This is a genomic window from Micromonospora sp. NPDC049060 (assembly GCF_040649055.1).
Taxonomy (GTDB): domain Bacteria; phylum Actinomycetota; class Actinomycetes; order Mycobacteriales; family Micromonosporaceae; genus Micromonospora; species Micromonospora reichwaldensis.
This window is the reverse complement of record NZ_JBEZEV010000019.1, coordinates 28,722-43,746: the sequence shown is the minus strand read 5'-3', so window position 1 is coordinate 43,746 and position 15,025 is coordinate 28,722. Positions and strand designations below refer to the sequence as shown.

Here is a 15,025-nt window from a genome sequence, read left to right as displayed (position 1 = left end):
GGGCTCAGCAGGGGCTGTGGCCCTCGTCGAAGAGGCGCTGGGCCCAGTCTGCGTACCCGGCGATGATCTTCTTCACCGCCCGCCCGTCGTGCAGGAAGAGGTACGCCCGGTCGCCCTGCCGGGCGAGCAGCCCGTCGAGCCGGTACGTCCCCTGTGGAGCGTCCAACTCCCGGGCGGCCGGGTAGCGGGTGCGGACCTCGTCAACCGGCATGCCGGCGGTGACCCCCTGCGGGGTGCGGGTCGCCTCGCCGAGCCAGAGCAGCACCAGCCGGTCGTCGACGAAGATGGGACTGGTCGTGTCGTACCCGGCCAGCGCCGGGCCGCAGGCGTCGACGTCGGAGCGCAGGATGCCCCGCCGGGTCAGCTCGTCCTCGGTGTCGCCGAACTCGACGTCGCGCAGGCCGTTGAGGTCGACCACCTCGACGGCCCCGACGGGCCGGCCGTCCAACTCGCGCAGCGGCGGGTGCACGCCGCTGCCCGAGACCCAGGCAGCCGTCGTCAGCGCGGCGATAAAGCCAAATTGTCGCAATTTCATGGAATCCCCCAGTCCCCAACGGGACCGGGCCGTTCAGGTTGCTGCCCGCCCGCAGATTGCCGGTTTTCCCATTCCTCGGCCAGCTCGTCCCAGTAGTCGGCGCTCAGCCGTCGGCGCCCGTGCGCCAGCCAGCCGGCGGTGCTCCGCTCGACGTGCAGGCCCAGCTCGGCGAACGGGTCGATCCACGCGCCGGGCTCCGCCCCGAGCCGGGCGAGCGCCGCGTTGAGCGGCCACTCCGGGCGCGGCCCGTCGAAGAGGCGGTCGAACCCCGGCCCCCAGCTCACCTGGCCGCCGAGCCACACCAGCGCCGACTGGTAGCCGGCGCCGCCGAGGAACTCCGCCTCCAGGTACGCCACCGGACCCGACCGCGACCAGCGGGCGAGGACCTCGGCGAGGGGCGCCGGGAGCGCCAGGTGGAACGGCGTCTCCGGGGACCGCTCCGCCGTCGAGTAGTCGGGTGGCGCCCCGGTCAGCTCCTCGACCAGTTGCGGGGTGACCGGCAGCAGCGCGAAGTCCTGGCGCAACTCGCCGAGGACCGCGTGGTCCAGGTCGGCGGTGTGCTCGCGGAGCAGCTCGGCGTCCGCGACGACCGCGCTGAGCTGGTAACCCATGGGAGCCCTCCGCCGTCCACAGCCTGTGGATGGAACATGTGTACGACGAGTCCCGCCTACGCCGTTCTCCGCACCGTACCCAATCGTCCCCTTCCGGCACCGCCCCGCGATGCCGCACTGCCGGCCCTCCTCCGGGCGTGACGCGGCCGTCGGTCGGGCAGGTTGGAGAAGCAGGGGGGTGATCCCTGCCGTCGCCAAGGGCGGGTGGAACGACACGGGTGCATCCCGCGTCGGGAGACACCCGTGTCGTTCCACCCGCGCCTCGTGCCGGGGGTGCCTCTGCCGTGAGTGGGGTCGTTCAGGGGCGCTCGGCGATGGTGGCGACGAACGCGCGCCACGCCGTCGGGGCGAAGGCGAGCGCCGGGCCGGCCGGGTCCTTCGAGTCGCGCACCGCGACGACGCCGGGCAGGTTGTCGGCGACCTCGACGCAGTCGCCGCCGTTGCCGCTGCTGCGGCTGCTCTTGCGCCACCGCGCGCCGTTCAGCTCCATGTCTCCGCCACTTCCGTGATGAGATCGACCGACTGCCAGTGGGACAACGCCTCGCCGCGCACGTTCTCCCACGCAGCCATCATGGCGGCGATGTCCGCGGGTTCGCTAACCAGTTGCCCCTGGAGTTGGTTGTCGAGGTAGCCGGCGATCCGGTGGTCGTGGCTGCTAGCGATCACGAACGGCCCGTTCAGGCCGGCGTAGGCGCCGACCGACGACGGCACGACGTGCACCCGCACGTGCGGCTCGGCGCAGGCGGCGACGACGGCCCGGAGCTGCTCGCGCATGGTGGCCCGCCCGCCGACCGGGCGACGCAGCGCCGCCTCGTCGATCACGGCCGTGAACTGCGGCGGCTCGTCCTGCCGCAGGATGCCCTGGCGGGCGAGGCGGGCCGCGAGGTGCCGCTCGACGTCGCCCCGGGGGAACAGGCCGCCGCCGGTCAGCACGGCCCGCGCGTACGCCTCGGTCTGGAGCAGGCCCGGCAGGACCACCGATTGGTACGACCGCAGCGACACCGCCTCGCGCTCGATCTCCTGCCACGGACGAAACCAGATCGGGTCACGACGTCTCGAAGTGTCCGGCCAGATGTCCGACACGTCCCTGCGGAGGGCCTCCGCCGCCCCCAGCCGGTGCCGGGCGTGCGGGATGCGGTCCTCGGTCAGCCACCGCCCGACCGTCTTCGGGTCGACGCCGACGGTCTCGGCGAGGGATTCGATCGTGTGCCCGGTGTCGCTGAGCGCCACCCTGAGCGCGTCGTTCACGGGCTTCTCCCATCGGATGTCCCAAATATCTGGCGACCATAGCGCTACGGGCTGTATCTGTCTGCGCACACGCGGCAAGTTGGGGTGACAAAGACGGCGCGGCCGGTGGAGGCGAAGGAGCCCGGCGGTCGGCGTCAGTCGCGGGGCCGCCCCGACGGGGAGGACGGGGCGGCCCCGCTCCAGCCCCACGTCCCTGCCAGTCCGGCCCTTCAGCCCTTTGTCTCTTCCAGCCTGGGCCCCTTCAGCCTTTCGTCCCGCCAGGACGAGCCCTGCCGAGCCCGCCAAGGAGGTCCGCCCGTGCCAACCCGCCGCGCTCCAGTCTCCGAGCATCGGGGCGAGCCCCGTCCCCCGGCCGACCGCGACGATCCGTCCCTACCGGCCGCCCCCGCCCGGAGCCGGCCGGTGGGGTGGCCCGCCGGTACGACCATCCGCGTTCCCGACGACGCCTACCGCTTCGGCGAGGGCCCCCTGACGCTGCGCGTCACCGAGGTGCTGAGCGTCGGCCCGTTCGAGGGTCGGCTCTGGGCCGAGGTACGCGGCCATCAGGTGAACGCCGACGGCACCCTCCGCCCCCGCGAGCGCTTCGCCTCGATCCGCGTCGACCGCGCCCGGGTGATCGCCACCGATACGCCCCGGGCCCGGGCTGCGGACAGGCTCGGGGCGGCTCACCAGCCCGGGACGGCTGATCGACTCGGGACGGTGGACCGGCTCGGGACGGAGCAACCCGGGGCGGCGGCCCGGGTCGGGTCTGCGGGACCGGCGGCGCGGTGAGCCGCCGCACCCGGGAGCACGTCCCGACCCGGCCCACGTGGCGGTGCCGGGCGTGCGGCATCGCCTGGCCCTGCTCGCCGGCGAAGCTGCGGCTGCTCGGCGAGTACCGCCACGACCGCGCCGCGCTCACCGTCCACCTGGCGACTCTCCAGGTCGAGGCCGCCGCACAGCTCGTCGCGCTCGACCCCGGCGTGAGCCCGGCCCAGCTAGCCGACCGCTTCGTCTCCTGGGCCCGCCCACGCGGATGACCGCCGCCGTTCCGCTCCTACCCGTGGACGTGCCCGGCGGGCGGGCGGGGTCGAGTGGAACACCACGGGTGCATCCCATGCCGGGAGACACCCGTGGTGTTCCACTCGCCGAACGCTTCCGCACCCCGGGCCGCCCGCGCGGACGACCGGCCGGCGGGGTCAGCGCAGGAGGTTGACCAGGGCGGCGAGGCCGACGACCACGATGATGGCACGCAACGCCACCGGCGGCAGCCGGCGCCCCCACCGGCCGCCGATCAGGCCGCCCACCACGGAACCCGCCGCGATCAGCAGCGCCGGCTGCCACGCCACGTTTCCCACGACCACGAACAGGACCGCCGCGACCCCGTTCACGAGGCCGGCGAGCAGGTTCTTCACCCCGTTGACCCAGCGCAGGTCGGCCGAGAGCAGCACGCCGAGCAGCCCCAGCAGCAACACGCCCTGGGCGGCGCCGAAATAGCCGCCGTACACCCCGGTGCCGAAGACGCCGAGCAGCAGCAGCGGCCCCGCCCGCCGTACCGCCTGACCGCCCGCCGACGACGCGCCCGCGTCGTCCGCGACCGGCCGTCGGTGGGCCAACGCCCGCGCCAGTCGCGGCTGCACCACCACGAGCACCAACGCCAAGATGATCAGCGCCGGCACGATGGCCCGGAACGCACCGGGCGGCAGGAGCAGCAGCAGTACGCCGCCCGTGATCCCGCCGAGCACGGCGGCGAGACCCAGGCGGGCCAGCAGCCGGCCGTGCCCGGTCAACTCCTGGCGATAGGCGTACGCCGCGGTGAACGACCCCGGCACCAGCCCGACGGTGTTGGACACGTTCGCCACCACGGGTGGATAGCCGAGGGAGAGCAGGACCGGGAAGGTCACAAGCGTGCCCGAGCCCACCACCGCGTTGATGGCTCCCGCGGCGACCCCGGCGGCCAGCACGGCCAGCCCGTCGACGACGTTCAGCGTTGCGTTCACCTGTGTCCGCGCTCTCCCCGGGCCGGTCGACGCCCGCAGGTCGCCGCCGCCCGGTTGTCTCGCTGTCGGATGCGGCTGTCAGCGTAGGACGCGGGCGGTGCTTCCTGATCGACGTGCAGCGGGGATCACGCCGTGACCAGTCGCTTCGTCGGCGGCGTTCATCTCTGCGGTGGGCGCGGTCGCCAGGGCCCGGCGTGGCGGCGGCGCAGCCAGCGGGGCAGGCGATGCCGGGGCACGAACATGCCGATGTCGTCCGCCGCGTCGTCGGCGTAGCCGCGTAGCTGGCAGCCGCCGAGCGGGGTGCGGTCGCGCAGCGCGCCCCGGAGCAGCGCCAGCGACTCGACGTCGATGTCGCGGTGCAGGCGCCCGAAGTGACCCAGCGACTGCAACGCGTTCGCCCTGGTCTGCGCGTCCCGCGACCGGAGCCCGCGCTTGATCCTGGGAAGGACGACGGCGGGCGGGTGGAACTCGTCCAGCACCAGCCAGAGAAGCGCCGGCCCGGCCCCGGGCTCCGTACGCTCCAGGGCCGCGTCGACCTTCTCCGGGCAGTCGCATTCGTCGAACTCCGGGTCGGTCGCCCGCTCGCTCACCCGGCATCGGCTTTCTCGGCGTTGCCGCCGGTGCGGCCGATGATCAGCGCGGCGACACAGTACAGCGCCATCCCGGCCGCCCCGCAGCCCACGATGATCTCCAGCGGTCGGTCGAACCCGGACCCCACCTGGGAGAGAAGGACGCAGGACATCGCGACCAGTTGCGTCCAGAGCAGCCAGCGCGGATTCTTGCCCAAGCGGGTCGCCCCTTCCGGCCTCACCCGTCGAGAGGCGCGACCGCCACCGACCGATCGTCGACGAGGCATCGACACAGGTCGGAGGAGCGTAACCAGGGGAGCCGCCGTGGCGCTCGGCAGAAACGGTACGAGGGCCGTCCCCGATGGGGTCGGCCCTCGCGTTCGTGCTGCTCAGCGAGCGGAGGATACGAGATTCGAACTCGTGAGGGTGTTAACCCAACACGCTTTCCAAGCGTGCGCCCTAGGCCTCTAGGCGAATCCTCCGCAGACGAGGATACAGGTCCCCGGCGGGTGGGCCACCCCACCACCCCCTGAAGATCGACGCGGCGTCGGGTAGGGTTGGCGGTACCTCCCGTGCGGCGGTATCTCGTGAACCTCCCCAGGGCCGGAAGGCAGCAAGGATAAGCGGGCTCTGCCGGGTGCACGGGAGGCCTTTTTTGTCTCCGGGTCCCGGTAACGTCCCTGCGGGTCAGGTCACGGGGTGGTGGGTGGTCACCCGCGCCCGACCGGCGCAGAATGGCTCGGTCGAGAGGAGGCGGGACGAGTGGCACTGGCGCTCTACCGCAAGTACCGGCCGCGTACCTTCGCCGAGGTCATCGGGCAGGAGCACGTCACCGAGCCGCTGTCGCAGGCGCTGCGCAGCGGGCGGCTCAACCATGCGTACCTCTTCTCCGGCCCACGCGGCTGCGGCAAGACCTCCAGCGCCCGGATCCTGGCCCGCTCGCTGAACTGCGAGCAGGGCCCGACCCCGGAGCCGTGCGGGCAGTGTGACTCCTGCCGCGAGCTGGCCACCGACGGCGGCTCGATCGACGTACTGGAGATCGACGCGGCCAGCCACGGCGGCGTCGACGACGCCCGCGAGCTGCGCGAGAAGGCGATCTTCGCGCCGGCCAAGAGCCGCTTCAAGATCTACGTCATCGACGAGGCCCACATGGTCTCGTCGGCCGGCTTCAACGCCCTGCTCAAGCTGGTCGAGGAGCCACCGGAGTACGTCAAGTTCATCTTCGCGACCACCGAGCCGGAGAAGGTCCTCGGCACAATCAAGTCGCGGACCCACCACTACCCGTTCCGGTTGATCCCGCCGAAGGTGCTCCGGCCCTACCTGGAGCAGCTCTGCGAGGCCGAGAACGTCGCCGTCGAGCCGGCGGTCTTCCCGCTGGTGGTGCGCGCCGGCGGCGGCAGCGCCCGGGACAGCCTCTCCGTGCTCGACCAGCTCATCGCCGGGGCCGGGCCGGAGGGCGTCACCTACTCCCGGGCCGCCGCCCTGCTCGGCGTGACCGACGCCGCCCTCATCGACGAGATGTGCGACGCGCTGGCGGCCGGGGACGGCGCGACGGCGTACGCGACCGTCGACCGGGTCGCCGAGGCCGGGCACGACGCGCGCCGGTTCGCCTCCGACCTGCTGGAGCGGCTGCGCGACCTGATCGTGCTCCAGCAGGTGCCGGACGCCGCCGCCAAGGGCCTCATCGACGGCCCGGCCGACCAGATCGAGCGGATGGCCGCCCAGGCCCAGCGGCTCGGCCCGGCCACGCTGTCCCGTTGCGCCGACATCGTGCACAACGGCCTGGTGGAGATGCGCGGCACCACCGCGCCCCGGCTGCTGCTGGAGCTGATCTGCGCCCGGATGCTGCTGCCCGGCGCCGACGACAGCACCGGCGGCCTGCTCCAGCGCCTCGAACGCATGGAGCGCCGGCTCACCCTCGCCGGCACCGACGCGCCGCCGGCCGCCGCCGGCCCCGCGCCGGTCGCCGCCCCTCCTCCCGTACGCCCCGAAGCTCCCGCCCCGACCGCGGCTGCCGCCGCGCCCGACCCGTCGCCCGCCGGCCCGCCGGCGGCTGCCGGCGCCCAGTCCGGCGCTGCGGCTGCCCGCGCGGCGGTTCTGGCCGCCACCGGTTCCCGCACGACGCAGGCAGCCCCGGCCGCCACGGAGCCGGTGGGCGCGCCCGCCAGTGGGCCGCCCGCCGATGCTTCCGCCCGCCGTCAGGTGCCCCCCTCGGCGGTGCTGCCCGACCCGGCCACCCCCGCCCCGCCCCGCCCCGGCGCGGCTGCGGCGGGCCCCCTGGACGCCGTCGCGGTACGCCGGGTCTGGCCGGACATCGTCGCGAAGGTCAACCGGATCAAGAAGCCGGCCGCCGCGCTGATGCGCGACGCGGTGGTCCGCGACGTGGATGGCGACACCCTGGTGCTGACCGTCAAGTCGCCGGTGCTCGCGCAGATGATGGGCAACCACACGTCGGTACTGGCCGACGTGCTCTACGAGGAGTTCGGTGGCCGCTGGCAGATCCGCTGCGAGGTGGCCGGCGAGCGGGGTGGCACGTCACTCGGTGGCTCGTCCCGTCCCGCCGCTGCGGCCCGCCCGGCATCCCCGCCGTCGGCAGCCCCCGCCCACCAGGACCGGACCGGCACCGGCCCGTCCGGTGGCGGCATGTCCGGCGCCGGCCCGTCTGGTAGTGACCCGTCCGGCGGCATGTCCGGTGGTGGCATGTCCGACGCCGGCCCGTCTGGTGGCGGCCCGTCTGGTGGCGGCGCGTCCGGTGGTGGCGCGGGCGGCGGCGGCATTTCCGGAGGCCCGACCGGTCCCGGCGGCCCGAGTGGCCTGGCCGGCACGGGCGGGCCGAATGGACTCAGTGGTGCGGCCAGCGGGTCTGGTGGCACGAGCGGCGCGGGTGGCGCGGGTGGCGCTGCGGGCGGCCAGGGCGGGGCGACCCGGCCCACCTCCGGAGCTGGTGCGTCGGGCAGCGGCGGTGCCCCCGCCGCTGCCGACGTCGCCGAGGACTGGCCCGAGCCGGCCCGCCCAGGTGGCGCGGCCGGGGGCGGCGACGACTGGCCCGAGCCCGCCCGCCCGGGTGGCGCGGCCGGGGGTGGCGACGACTGGCCGGAACCGGCTCGACCGGGTGGCGCGTCGGCCGTCACGTCGACCAGCGGTACGGCAGCCGCTGCCCCGGCGGCGGCCGGCCTGCCCGGCGCAGCGGCGACCACCCGGCCGGCGAGCGCCGCCACGGCGTCGGCGACTGGCGCGCCCGCCGTACCGAAGCCGGCTGGTCCCTCGGGTGCGCCGCAGCAGGCTGCGCCCGCCAGCCCTCCGGTGAGCAGCGCGATCGCGGCGGCGCGGGCGGCTGCGGCGGGACGTGGTCCGCGTACCGGCCAGCCGGTACGGAAGACAGCGGACGCCGACTGGGCCGGCGAGCCGCCGTACGACCCGGACTTCGACGGCCCGGTGCGCGGCGGCGGGGGGCGCCCCGGCGGTGCCCGGCCGGCGGCCCCGAACTTCGAGGGCTTCGACCCGGGTGACGAGCCGCTTGACGAGGTCATCGACGAGCAGACCGCGCGGGAGTCCAGCGAGGAACAGGCGGTACGGCTGCTCCGCGAGGTGTTCGGCGCAGAGAAGATCGACGAGGTCGACGCCCGATAACCCTTCCCCCACGCCGACCCCGACGCGGAGGGCACGCCGACGCGGGGGCACGCCTCGCCGTGACCGGCGAGGCGAACGCGGCAGATCTTGGCAGGAATCGGCCCCTCTGGGGGCGCTCCGGTACCAAGATCTCTGGCGATGACGCGGACGCGGTGGCGCGGCGGGCGGGGTGGGGTCAGGCAGGCCAGGCCGGGAGGCCGTGGGGGTGTGCCTCCGCGAGCAGGCGTTCCTGACCCCTGCCGAGTCGGGCGCGGAGCTGGAAGTCGTTGCGGGCCTCATGTGGGTGCGGTTCGAAGGAGACGTGGGCGACCGGCGCGTCGGTGCCGCTGGCGGCGGCCAGCCGGTCCAGCTCGGCGGTGACCCGCGCCCACTCCTCGGCCGGGACGTACTGGCGCATCACCGAGTGCCACACCACGGTCAGCGTGCCGGGGCGCGGGGTGATCCCGGCGAGGAAGTCCGCCGCCCCCGCCGCGACGACCCGGGCCGGCAGCCGTCCGGCCAGCTCCAGCGCGCCGGCCAGCCGGGCCGCGCGGGCGGTGTGCTCCGGCCAGAGGTACGCCCGCAGCGCGAGCGCGCCGTCGGAGTCGCCCGGGTCGAGTGGGCTGACGTCGCAGCCGAGCCGCTCCACCACGGTCAGCTCGGGGTACGCCTCGGCCGCCGCCCGCAGCCAGTCGGGCGCCCCGCCCCGCCAGGCGTCCGGCAGGCGTACCGGGGAGTCGACCGGTCCCCAGGCGAAGCCGGCGGCCTCGACGCGGAACCGGTCGGCGCGCAGGTTCAGCCCGGCGCTCGCGCCCAGCTCGACGAGGCGCACCGGCAGCCCGCCCACCTCGTGGACGGCGTGCAGCAGGCCGGCGAGCAGCAGGTTGGCCCGGCCGACCTCGTTGGTCTGGGGCGGTCGGCGTAGCCAGCCGCGCAGCGTGTCGTGCTCGGCCTCGACGACCGCCCGGAACGCGGCCCAGCAGGCGGGGGCGTCCGCCGCCCGGTACGCCCCACCCGCGCTGGGGTAGAACCGGGCCAGCTCGGGTGCCCGGCCGGACAGCACCAGCGCGTGCACCCCGCCGAGCAGGCGTAGCGACACGAGGGCGTCGGCGTCGCTGTCCTCGTACCCCTTGATGACGGTGGCGCACGGGCCGCCGGCCCGCACGTCACCGGCGGCGCGCGCCAGCAGGTGGGCGTAGAGGGCGGCGTCCATGTCGGCGCAGGCCCGGGCCTGTCGTTCCATGGCCGTCGCGGCCTGTTTCCGGGACATCGGCCACCTCCATCCGGTCGGTTCCGTGATCGTGCGCCCGGACCCGGCGTGAGGGAAGCACCGGGCGGGGCGAGGCTGCTCACAGCCGATAGGCTGAGCGGCGGCCGAGCAGACGAGTGCGAGAAGGAGCCATCCGTGCGCCCAGGTGGACAGCCGAACATGCAGCAGATGCTGAAGCAGGCGCAGAAGATGCAGCAGCAGATCGCCAAGGCGCAGGCCGAGCTCGCCGAGGCGGAGCTGACCGGCACCGCCGGCGGTGGCCTGGTCACCGCGACCGTCGCCGGCAGCGGCGAGCTGAAGTCGATCAAGATCGACCCGAAGGCGGTGGACCCGGAGGACGTGGAGACCCTGGAGGACCTCGTCGTCGCGGCCATGCACAACGCCGCCGAGGCGGCGCGGGAGCTGACCGAGAAGAAGATGGGCCCGGTCACCGGCGGCATGGGCGGCCTCGGCCTGCCCGGTTTCTGAGCGGCAGATGTACGAGGGCGCCATCCAGGACCTGATCGACGAGTTGGGGCGGCTGCCGGGCGTGGGCCCGAAGAGCGCCCAGCGGATCGCCTTCCACGTCCTGTCCGCCGACCCGGCCGACGTCAACCGGCTGGCCGGGGCGTTGCGCAAGGTCAAGGAGCTGGTGCGGTTCTGCACCAGTTGCTACAACGTGGCCGAGTCCGACCGGTGCCGGATCTGCCGCGACCCGCGCCGCACGGACGAGGTGCTCTGCGTGGTCGAGGAGCCGAAGGACGTGGTCGCGATCGAGCGGACCGGCGAGTTCCGGGGCCGCTACCACGTGCTCGGCGGGGCGATCAATCCGCTGGAAGGGATCGGGCCGGACAATCTGCGCATCCGTGAGCTGATGGCCCGGCTCAGCGACGGGACCGTGCGGGAGCTGATCCTGGCCACGGACCCGAACACCGAGGGCGAGGCGACCGCGACGTACCTGGCGTTGATGGTGAAGCCGATGGGCATCTCGGTGACCCGGTTGGCGAGCGGCCTGCCGGTCGGCGGCGACCTGGAGTACGCCGACGAGATCACGCTGGGCCGCGCCTTCGAGGGCCGTCGCGCCGTCTGACGTTTCCGCCATGGTCGGCACCCGATTCGGGTGCCGACCATCGTCGTACGGGCACTGTCGGGTCCACTGTGAGGTCTGACATCACAGCGATGCGGGCGACGATCGATGTAACAAATCCGCATCGGTCAAACCAGACATAGTGCCCCTTTGTTGGCGGTCCGGAACGGCCTCTGCGGCGGGCCGCATCGGTTAAGACACGATCCGGTACCAACCGGTTCCGCTACGGTTTCCCGCCGGTCCGAACGGCGGCTAAGGTCACGGCGATCGGTGACCCCTGTCACCACGATTGTCCGTAACCCCAAGGACGAGGTGAAGCACCCATGCGTGCATCCAGGCCGAAGGTCGCGCTCGCGGCCGTCGCGGTCGCGGCCCTCGCGGTAGCAGGCTGCGCCGAGAGCGACCGCGATGACAGTTCCGGCGGTAGCAAGAAGGACACCCTCGTCTTCGGCGTAGCCGGAGACCCGAAGGTGCTCGACCCGAGCTTCGCCAGCGACGGTGAGTCGCTGCGCGTGGCGCGTCAGGTCTTCGAGACGCTGGTCCGTCCGGAGGAGGGTGGCACCAAGGTCACCCCCGGCCTGGCCGAGTCCTGGACCCCGGACGCCGCGGGCACCACCTGGACCTTCAAGCTGCGCTCCGGCGTGAAGTTCCACGACGGCACCGAATTCAACGCCGAGGCGGTCTGCAAGAACTTCGACCGCTGGTACAACGCCAAGGGCCTCATGCAGAGCCCGGACGTGACCGCCTACTGGCAGGACGTCATGGGCGGCTTCGCCAAGAACGAGAGCGCGGACCTGCCGCCGAGCCTCTTCAAGTCCTGCACCGCCAAGGACGCCACCACGGTCGACCTGGCCTTCACCCGGGTCTCCAGCAAGATCCCGGCCGCGCTGATGCTGCCCTCGTTCTCGATGCACAGCCCGACCGCGCTGGAGAAGTACGACGCCAGCAACGTGGGCGGCACCGCCGAGGACATCAAGTACCCGGCCTACGCCACGGCGCACCCGACCGGCACCGGCCCGTTCAAGTTCAAGTCCTGGGACGTCGCCAACAAGACGCTCACCATCGAGCGCAACGAGGACTACGCCGGCACCAAGGCGAAGCTGAAGACCCTCATCTACAAGACGATCTCGGACGAGAACGCGCGCAAGCAGGCGCTGCGCTCCGGCGACATCCAGGGGTACGACCTGGTCGGCCCGGCCGACGTCGAGCCGCTGAAGGGCGAGGGCTTCAACGTCCTGACCCGCCCGGCGTTCAACATCCTCTACCTGGCCATGAACCAGAAGGGGAACCCGAAGCTCGCCGACATCAAGGTCCGCCAGGCCATCGCGCACGCGCTGAACCGGCAGGCCCTGGTCGACTCGAAGCTGCCCCCGGGCGCCAAGGTCGCCGACAACTTCCTGCCGGACACCGTCGAGGGCTGGAACGGCGACGTCACCAAGTACAACTACGACCCGGCGAAGGCCAAGGCGCTGCTGGCTGAGGCCGGCGCGACGAACCTGACCCTGCGGTTCCACTACCCGACCGAGGTCACCCGGCCGTACATGCCGAACCCGAAGGACATCTTCGAGCTGCTCTCGGCGGACCTCAAGGCGGTCGGCATCAACGTCCAGGCCATCCCGCTCAAGTGGAGCCCGGACTACCTGAACGCCACCACGTCGGGCGCCAAGCACGACCTGCACTTCCTCGGCTGGACCGGTGACTACGGCGACGCGTACAACTTCATCGGCACCTTCTTCGACCGGCAGAAGGACGAGTGGGGCTTTGACAACCCGGCCCTGTTCGACCAGTTCAAGGACGCCGACACCACCGCCGACGCGGCGGCCCGGACCGAGAAGTACAAGGCCCTGAACAAGGCCATCATGGACTTCCTGCCCGGTGTCCCGGTGTCGCACTCGCCGCCGGCGATCGTGTTCGGCAAGGACGTGACCGGCGTCAAGGCGAGCCCGCTCACCGATGAGCGGTTCTCCACCGCCGAGTTCAAGTCCTGATCTGACGCTCCGAGTCGTGGGGGGGGGCCCTGGGGGGGGGCGCGCCCCCCCCCCACACCCCCCCCCCCCCCCCCCCGCCGCGCGGCCCCCCCCGCCCCCGCCCCCCCCCCGCCCCCGGCCACCCCCCCGTCGAGGTGGTACGGGAAACGGGGACGGGGAGCGCCGGGCCGGCGCGCCCCTGCCGGGGTCGCGCGGTCCGCGACCGCGGTTCGGCTAGTCCACGGCGCGGCGCATGAAGCCACGCATGCCGATCATCGAGAACACCACGAAGACCCCGGTGAGCACGCACATGCACAGCCACAGCGGCAGCGACTCGACCCCCGGCGGGCCGACGAGCGACCGGGTCGCCTCGCTGATGTAGGTGAGCGGGTTCAGCGAGCAGATCACCTGGTACCAGCGCAGCGAGTCCAGGCCCAGCAGCGGGAACTGGGTCGCGCCGGTGAACATGATCGGGGTCATCACCACGGTGAACATGATCTGGATGTGCTGCGTCGGCACCAGCGTGCCGAAGGCGAGGCCCACCGCCGCACCGACCAGCGCGCCGATCGCCAACACCCCGACCACCTTGAGCACGACCGCCCAGGGCCAGGTGACACCGAGCATGAGCATGCCGACCGGGATCAGCACCACGCCGGCGATCAGGCCGCGGATGCCGCCGAAGACGATCTTCTCCAGGGCCACCAGCGGAATCGCCATGGGCGACAGGAGGCGGTCCTCGATCTCCCGGGTGAAGGAGAAATCCATCATCATCGGCAGCGCGGTGTTCTCCAGGCCGATCAGGAAGGCGTTCAGCGCGATGACGCCGGGCAGCAGCACGTTGGAGAAGTCGTCGCTGGCGTAGCCCAGGTCGCTGAGCACCTTGCCGAAGATCAGCAGCATGAACAGCGGCTGGATGAAGACCTGGAGCAGGAAGCCGACAAGCTCCCGGCCGGTGACGAACAGGTCCCGCGAGAGCACCGCCCGGAACGTGGCGAACTGGTCCAGCGCGCGCACCGGCGGCGGCGACGAGGCCGGCGACGGCGCGGACGGGGGGGCGGGGGCGGCGACGCTCACCGAAGTTCCCTTCCGGTCAGGTGGATGAAGACATCTTCCAGGCTGGGCTGGCCGATGTTCAGGTCACGGACCTCGCAGCCCAGGTCGGCGAGGATCTTCATCGCCATCGGGATGGCGTTGGCCGGCTGGCCGCTGGTGTAGACCCGGAAGGAGAGCGGGGCGTCCGGGTCGGCGGGGGCGTCGGGGGCCGGCGCGGGCATCGGCATCGCCGGCATGCCCGGGAACGCCGGCGCGGCGACGGGCGCCGGGGCGGTCACCTTGAAGTGTTCCACCTGCTCCACGTCCGGGATCGCGTCGAGCGCGGCCCGCACCTGCTCGGCGGGGGCACCGGGGGTCACCACGAGGGTCAGGGTGCTGCTGCCCGGCAGCGTACGGGTCAGCGCGGACGGGGTGTCCAGGGTGAGCAGCTTGCCGTGGTCGACGATGCCGACCCGGTCGCAGAGCTTCTCCGCCTCGTCCATGTCGTGCGTGGTGACCACCACGGTCACCCCGGACCGCTTCAGCTCGGCGACCCGGTCGTGCACGAAGAGCCGGGACTGGGGGTCGAGGCCCGCGGACGGCTCGTCGAGGAAGAGCACCCGGGGCGAGTGCATCAGCGCGCGGGCGATCATCGTGCGCTGGGCGAGGCCGCCGGACAGAAAGTCGGTACGGTGGTTCGCGAAGTCCTTGAGCCCCATCTGGTCCAGCAGCTCGTCCGCCCGCCGGATGCGCTCCGCCCGGGGCACGCGGTGGTACGCCGCGTGGAACAGCAGGTTCTGCCGGACGGTCAGCGCCCGGTCCAGGTTCACCCGCTGCGGTACGACCGCCAGCAACTGCCGCGCGACAGCGGGCGCGCCGATCACGTCCGCGCCGCACACCCGGGCCCGGCCCGAGGTGGCCCGCACCCGTGTGGTCAGCACCCCGATCGTCGTCGTCTTGCCCGCCCCGTTCGGCCCGAGCAGGCCGAAGACCTCACCGGCGGCGACGGAGAAACTCAGCCCGTCCACCGCCGGTGGCATGTTGGGCTGGTACCGCTTGACCAGCTCCGTGACCACCACTGCCTCGTCCACGTCGTCATGCTCCGTCCTGCAACGTCGGTTCGATAGATGTGTGTGCGC

Annotated in this window: 16 protein-coding genes, 1 tRNA gene and 1 other RNA gene; 7 read left to right on the top strand and 11 right to left on the bottom strand. The window is 73.0% G+C overall.

Annotated features, from left to right (window positions below; genetic code table 11):
• Window positions 1-4: 4 nt before the first annotated feature.
• The 4 genes from AB0B83_RS10940 to AB0B83_RS10925 all read right to left on the bottom strand — a co-directional run bounded on the left by AB0B83_RS10940 (window position 5) and on the right by AB0B83_RS10925 (window position 2,394).
• Window positions 5-535 (bottom strand): hypothetical protein, encoded by a 531-nt coding sequence (locus AB0B83_RS10940; protein WP_357577984.1) that lies wholly within the window; start codon window positions 533-535, stop codon window positions 5-7.
• Window positions 532-1,146, bottom strand: a complete 615-nt coding sequence (locus tag AB0B83_RS10935; protein ID WP_357577983.1) for a hypothetical protein — start codon at window positions 1,144-1,146, stop codon at window positions 532-534. The genes AB0B83_RS10940 and AB0B83_RS10935 overlap by 4 nt, the downstream gene beginning before the upstream one ends.
• A 298-nt stretch (window positions 1,147-1,444) precedes the next feature.
• A complete protein-coding gene (locus AB0B83_RS10930) occupies window positions 1,445-1,636 on the bottom strand; it encodes a DUF397 domain-containing protein (protein ID WP_357577982.1) in 192 nt (63 codons plus the stop codon).
• Complete coding sequence (locus AB0B83_RS10925; RefSeq protein WP_357577981.1) at window positions 1,627-2,394, bottom strand: helix-turn-helix transcriptional regulator; 768 nt, start codon at window positions 2,392-2,394, stop codon at window positions 1,627-1,629. Before AB0B83_RS10925 ends, AB0B83_RS10930 begins: the two co-directional genes overlap by 10 nt.
• Window positions 2,395-2,796: 402 nt before the next feature.
• Between AB0B83_RS10925 and AB0B83_RS10920 the strand changes: the two genes are divergently transcribed.
• Together AB0B83_RS10920 and AB0B83_RS10915 are read left to right on the top strand one after the other, a co-directional pair.
• Window positions 2,797-3,165, top strand: a complete 369-nt coding sequence (locus AB0B83_RS10920) for a hypothetical protein (RefSeq protein WP_357577980.1) — start codon at window positions 2,797-2,799, stop codon at window positions 3,163-3,165.
• Entirely contained in the window at window positions 3,162-3,413 is a 252-nt protein-coding gene (locus AB0B83_RS10915; protein ID WP_151457621.1) for a flavin reductase, read from the top strand. Before AB0B83_RS10920 ends, AB0B83_RS10915 begins: the two co-directional genes overlap by 4 nt.
• A gap of 159 nt (window positions 3,414-3,572) precedes the next feature.
• Here AB0B83_RS10915 and AB0B83_RS10910 read toward each other — a convergent pair whose 3' ends face one another.
• The 4 genes from AB0B83_RS10910 to AB0B83_RS10895 form a co-directional block, all read right to left on the bottom strand.
• Entirely contained in the window at window positions 3,573-4,373 is an 801-nt protein-coding gene (locus tag AB0B83_RS10910; RefSeq protein WP_357577979.1) for a sulfite exporter TauE/SafE family protein, read from the bottom strand.
• 158 nt (window positions 4,374-4,531) lie between these two features.
• Window positions 4,532-4,963, bottom strand: a complete 432-nt coding sequence (locus AB0B83_RS10905) for a hypothetical protein (RefSeq protein WP_357577978.1) — start codon at window positions 4,961-4,963, stop codon at window positions 4,532-4,534.
• Window positions 4,960-5,160 carry a hypothetical protein gene (locus AB0B83_RS10900; protein WP_357577977.1) on the bottom strand — a complete coding sequence of 67 codons (201 nt, stop codon included), beginning with the start codon at window positions 5,158-5,160 and terminating at the stop codon, window positions 4,960-4,962. Before AB0B83_RS10900 ends, AB0B83_RS10905 begins: the two co-directional genes overlap by 4 nt.
• 179 nt (window positions 5,161-5,339) lie before the next feature.
• A tRNA-Ser gene (locus AB0B83_RS10895) sits at window positions 5,340-5,424 on the bottom strand.
• An 82-nt stretch (window positions 5,425-5,506) separates the two neighbouring features.
• Between AB0B83_RS10895 and ffs the strand changes: the two genes are divergently transcribed.
• Together ffs and AB0B83_RS10885 are read left to right on the top strand one after the other, a co-directional pair.
• Window positions 5,507-5,596: signal recognition particle sRNA small type (gene ffs / locus AB0B83_RS10890), an RNA gene on the top strand.
• Window positions 5,597-5,704: 108 nt separating this feature from the next.
• A complete protein-coding gene (locus tag AB0B83_RS10885) occupies window positions 5,705-8,572 on the top strand; it encodes a DNA polymerase III subunit gamma and tau (protein ID WP_357577976.1) in 2,868 nt (955 codons plus the stop codon).
• Window positions 8,573-8,747: 175 nt separating this feature from the next.
• Here the strand turns inward: AB0B83_RS10885 and AB0B83_RS10880 are convergent, their stop codons facing one another.
• Window positions 8,748-9,821 carry a DUF2332 domain-containing protein gene (locus AB0B83_RS10880; protein WP_357577975.1) on the bottom strand — a complete coding sequence of 358 codons (1,074 nt, stop codon included), beginning with the start codon at window positions 9,819-9,821 and terminating at the stop codon, window positions 8,748-8,750.
• A gap of 159 nt (window positions 9,822-9,980) precedes the next feature.
• On the opposite strand from AB0B83_RS10880, the gene AB0B83_RS10875 reads away from it, so the two are divergent.
• The 3 genes from AB0B83_RS10875 (at window position 9,981) to AB0B83_RS10865 (ending at window position 12,875) form a co-directional block, all read left to right on the top strand.
• Window positions 9,981-10,289: a YbaB/EbfC family nucleoid-associated protein gene (locus AB0B83_RS10875; RefSeq protein ID WP_357578012.1), complete on the top strand. Its 309-nt coding sequence runs from the start codon at window positions 9,981-9,983 to the stop codon at window positions 10,287-10,289.
• Between the two features lie 7 nt (window positions 10,290-10,296).
• Entirely contained in the window at window positions 10,297-10,890 is a 594-nt protein-coding gene (recR, locus tag AB0B83_RS10870) for a recombination mediator RecR (protein WP_089003014.1), read from the top strand.
• 320 nt (window positions 10,891-11,210) lie between these two features.
• Complete coding sequence (locus AB0B83_RS10865) at window positions 11,211-12,875, top strand: ABC transporter substrate-binding protein (protein ID WP_357577974.1); 1,665 nt, start codon at window positions 11,211-11,213, stop codon at window positions 12,873-12,875.
• A 213-nt stretch (window positions 12,876-13,088) separates the two neighbouring features.
• Here AB0B83_RS10865 and AB0B83_RS10860 read toward each other — a convergent pair whose 3' ends face one another.
• Together AB0B83_RS10860 and AB0B83_RS10855 are read right to left on the bottom strand one after the other, a co-directional pair.
• On the bottom strand, window positions 13,089-13,928 hold the full coding sequence (locus tag AB0B83_RS10860; protein WP_132240281.1) for an ABC transporter permease: 840 nt from the start codon (window positions 13,926-13,928) through the stop codon (window positions 13,089-13,091).
• The gene (locus AB0B83_RS10855; RefSeq protein ID WP_357577973.1) at window positions 13,925-14,977 is read right to left on the bottom strand and encodes an ABC transporter ATP-binding protein; all 1,053 of its coding nucleotides are present in this window, start codon (window positions 14,975-14,977) and stop codon (window positions 13,925-13,927) included. Before AB0B83_RS10855 ends, AB0B83_RS10860 begins: the two co-directional genes overlap by 4 nt.
• Window positions 14,978-15,025: the final 48 nt, after the last annotated feature.

Coding starts and splice junctions, on each gene's coding strand:
- AB0B83_RS10940 (WP_357577984.1), bottom strand. CDS start 535: ATGAAATTGCGACAATTTGGCTTTATCGCCGCGCTGACGACGGCTGCC.
- AB0B83_RS10935 (WP_357577983.1), bottom strand. CDS start 1,146: ATGGGTTACCAGCTCAGCGCGGTCGTCGCGGACGCCGAGCTGCTCCGC.
- AB0B83_RS10930 (WP_357577982.1), bottom strand. CDS start 1,636: ATGGAGCTGAACGGCGCGCGGTGGCGCAAGAGCAGCCGCAGCAGCGGC.
- AB0B83_RS10880 (WP_357577975.1), bottom strand. CDS start 9,821: ATGTCCCGGAAACAGGCCGCGACGGCCATGGAACGACAGGCCCGGGCC.
- AB0B83_RS10875 (WP_357578012.1), top strand. CDS start 9,981: ATGCAGCAGATGCTGAAGCAGGCGCAGAAGATGCAGCAGCAGATCGCC.
- recR (WP_089003014.1), top strand. CDS start 10,297: ATGTACGAGGGCGCCATCCAGGACCTGATCGACGAGTTGGGGCGGCTG.
- AB0B83_RS10865 (WP_357577974.1), top strand. CDS start 11,211: ATGCGTGCATCCAGGCCGAAGGTCGCGCTCGCGGCCGTCGCGGTCGCG.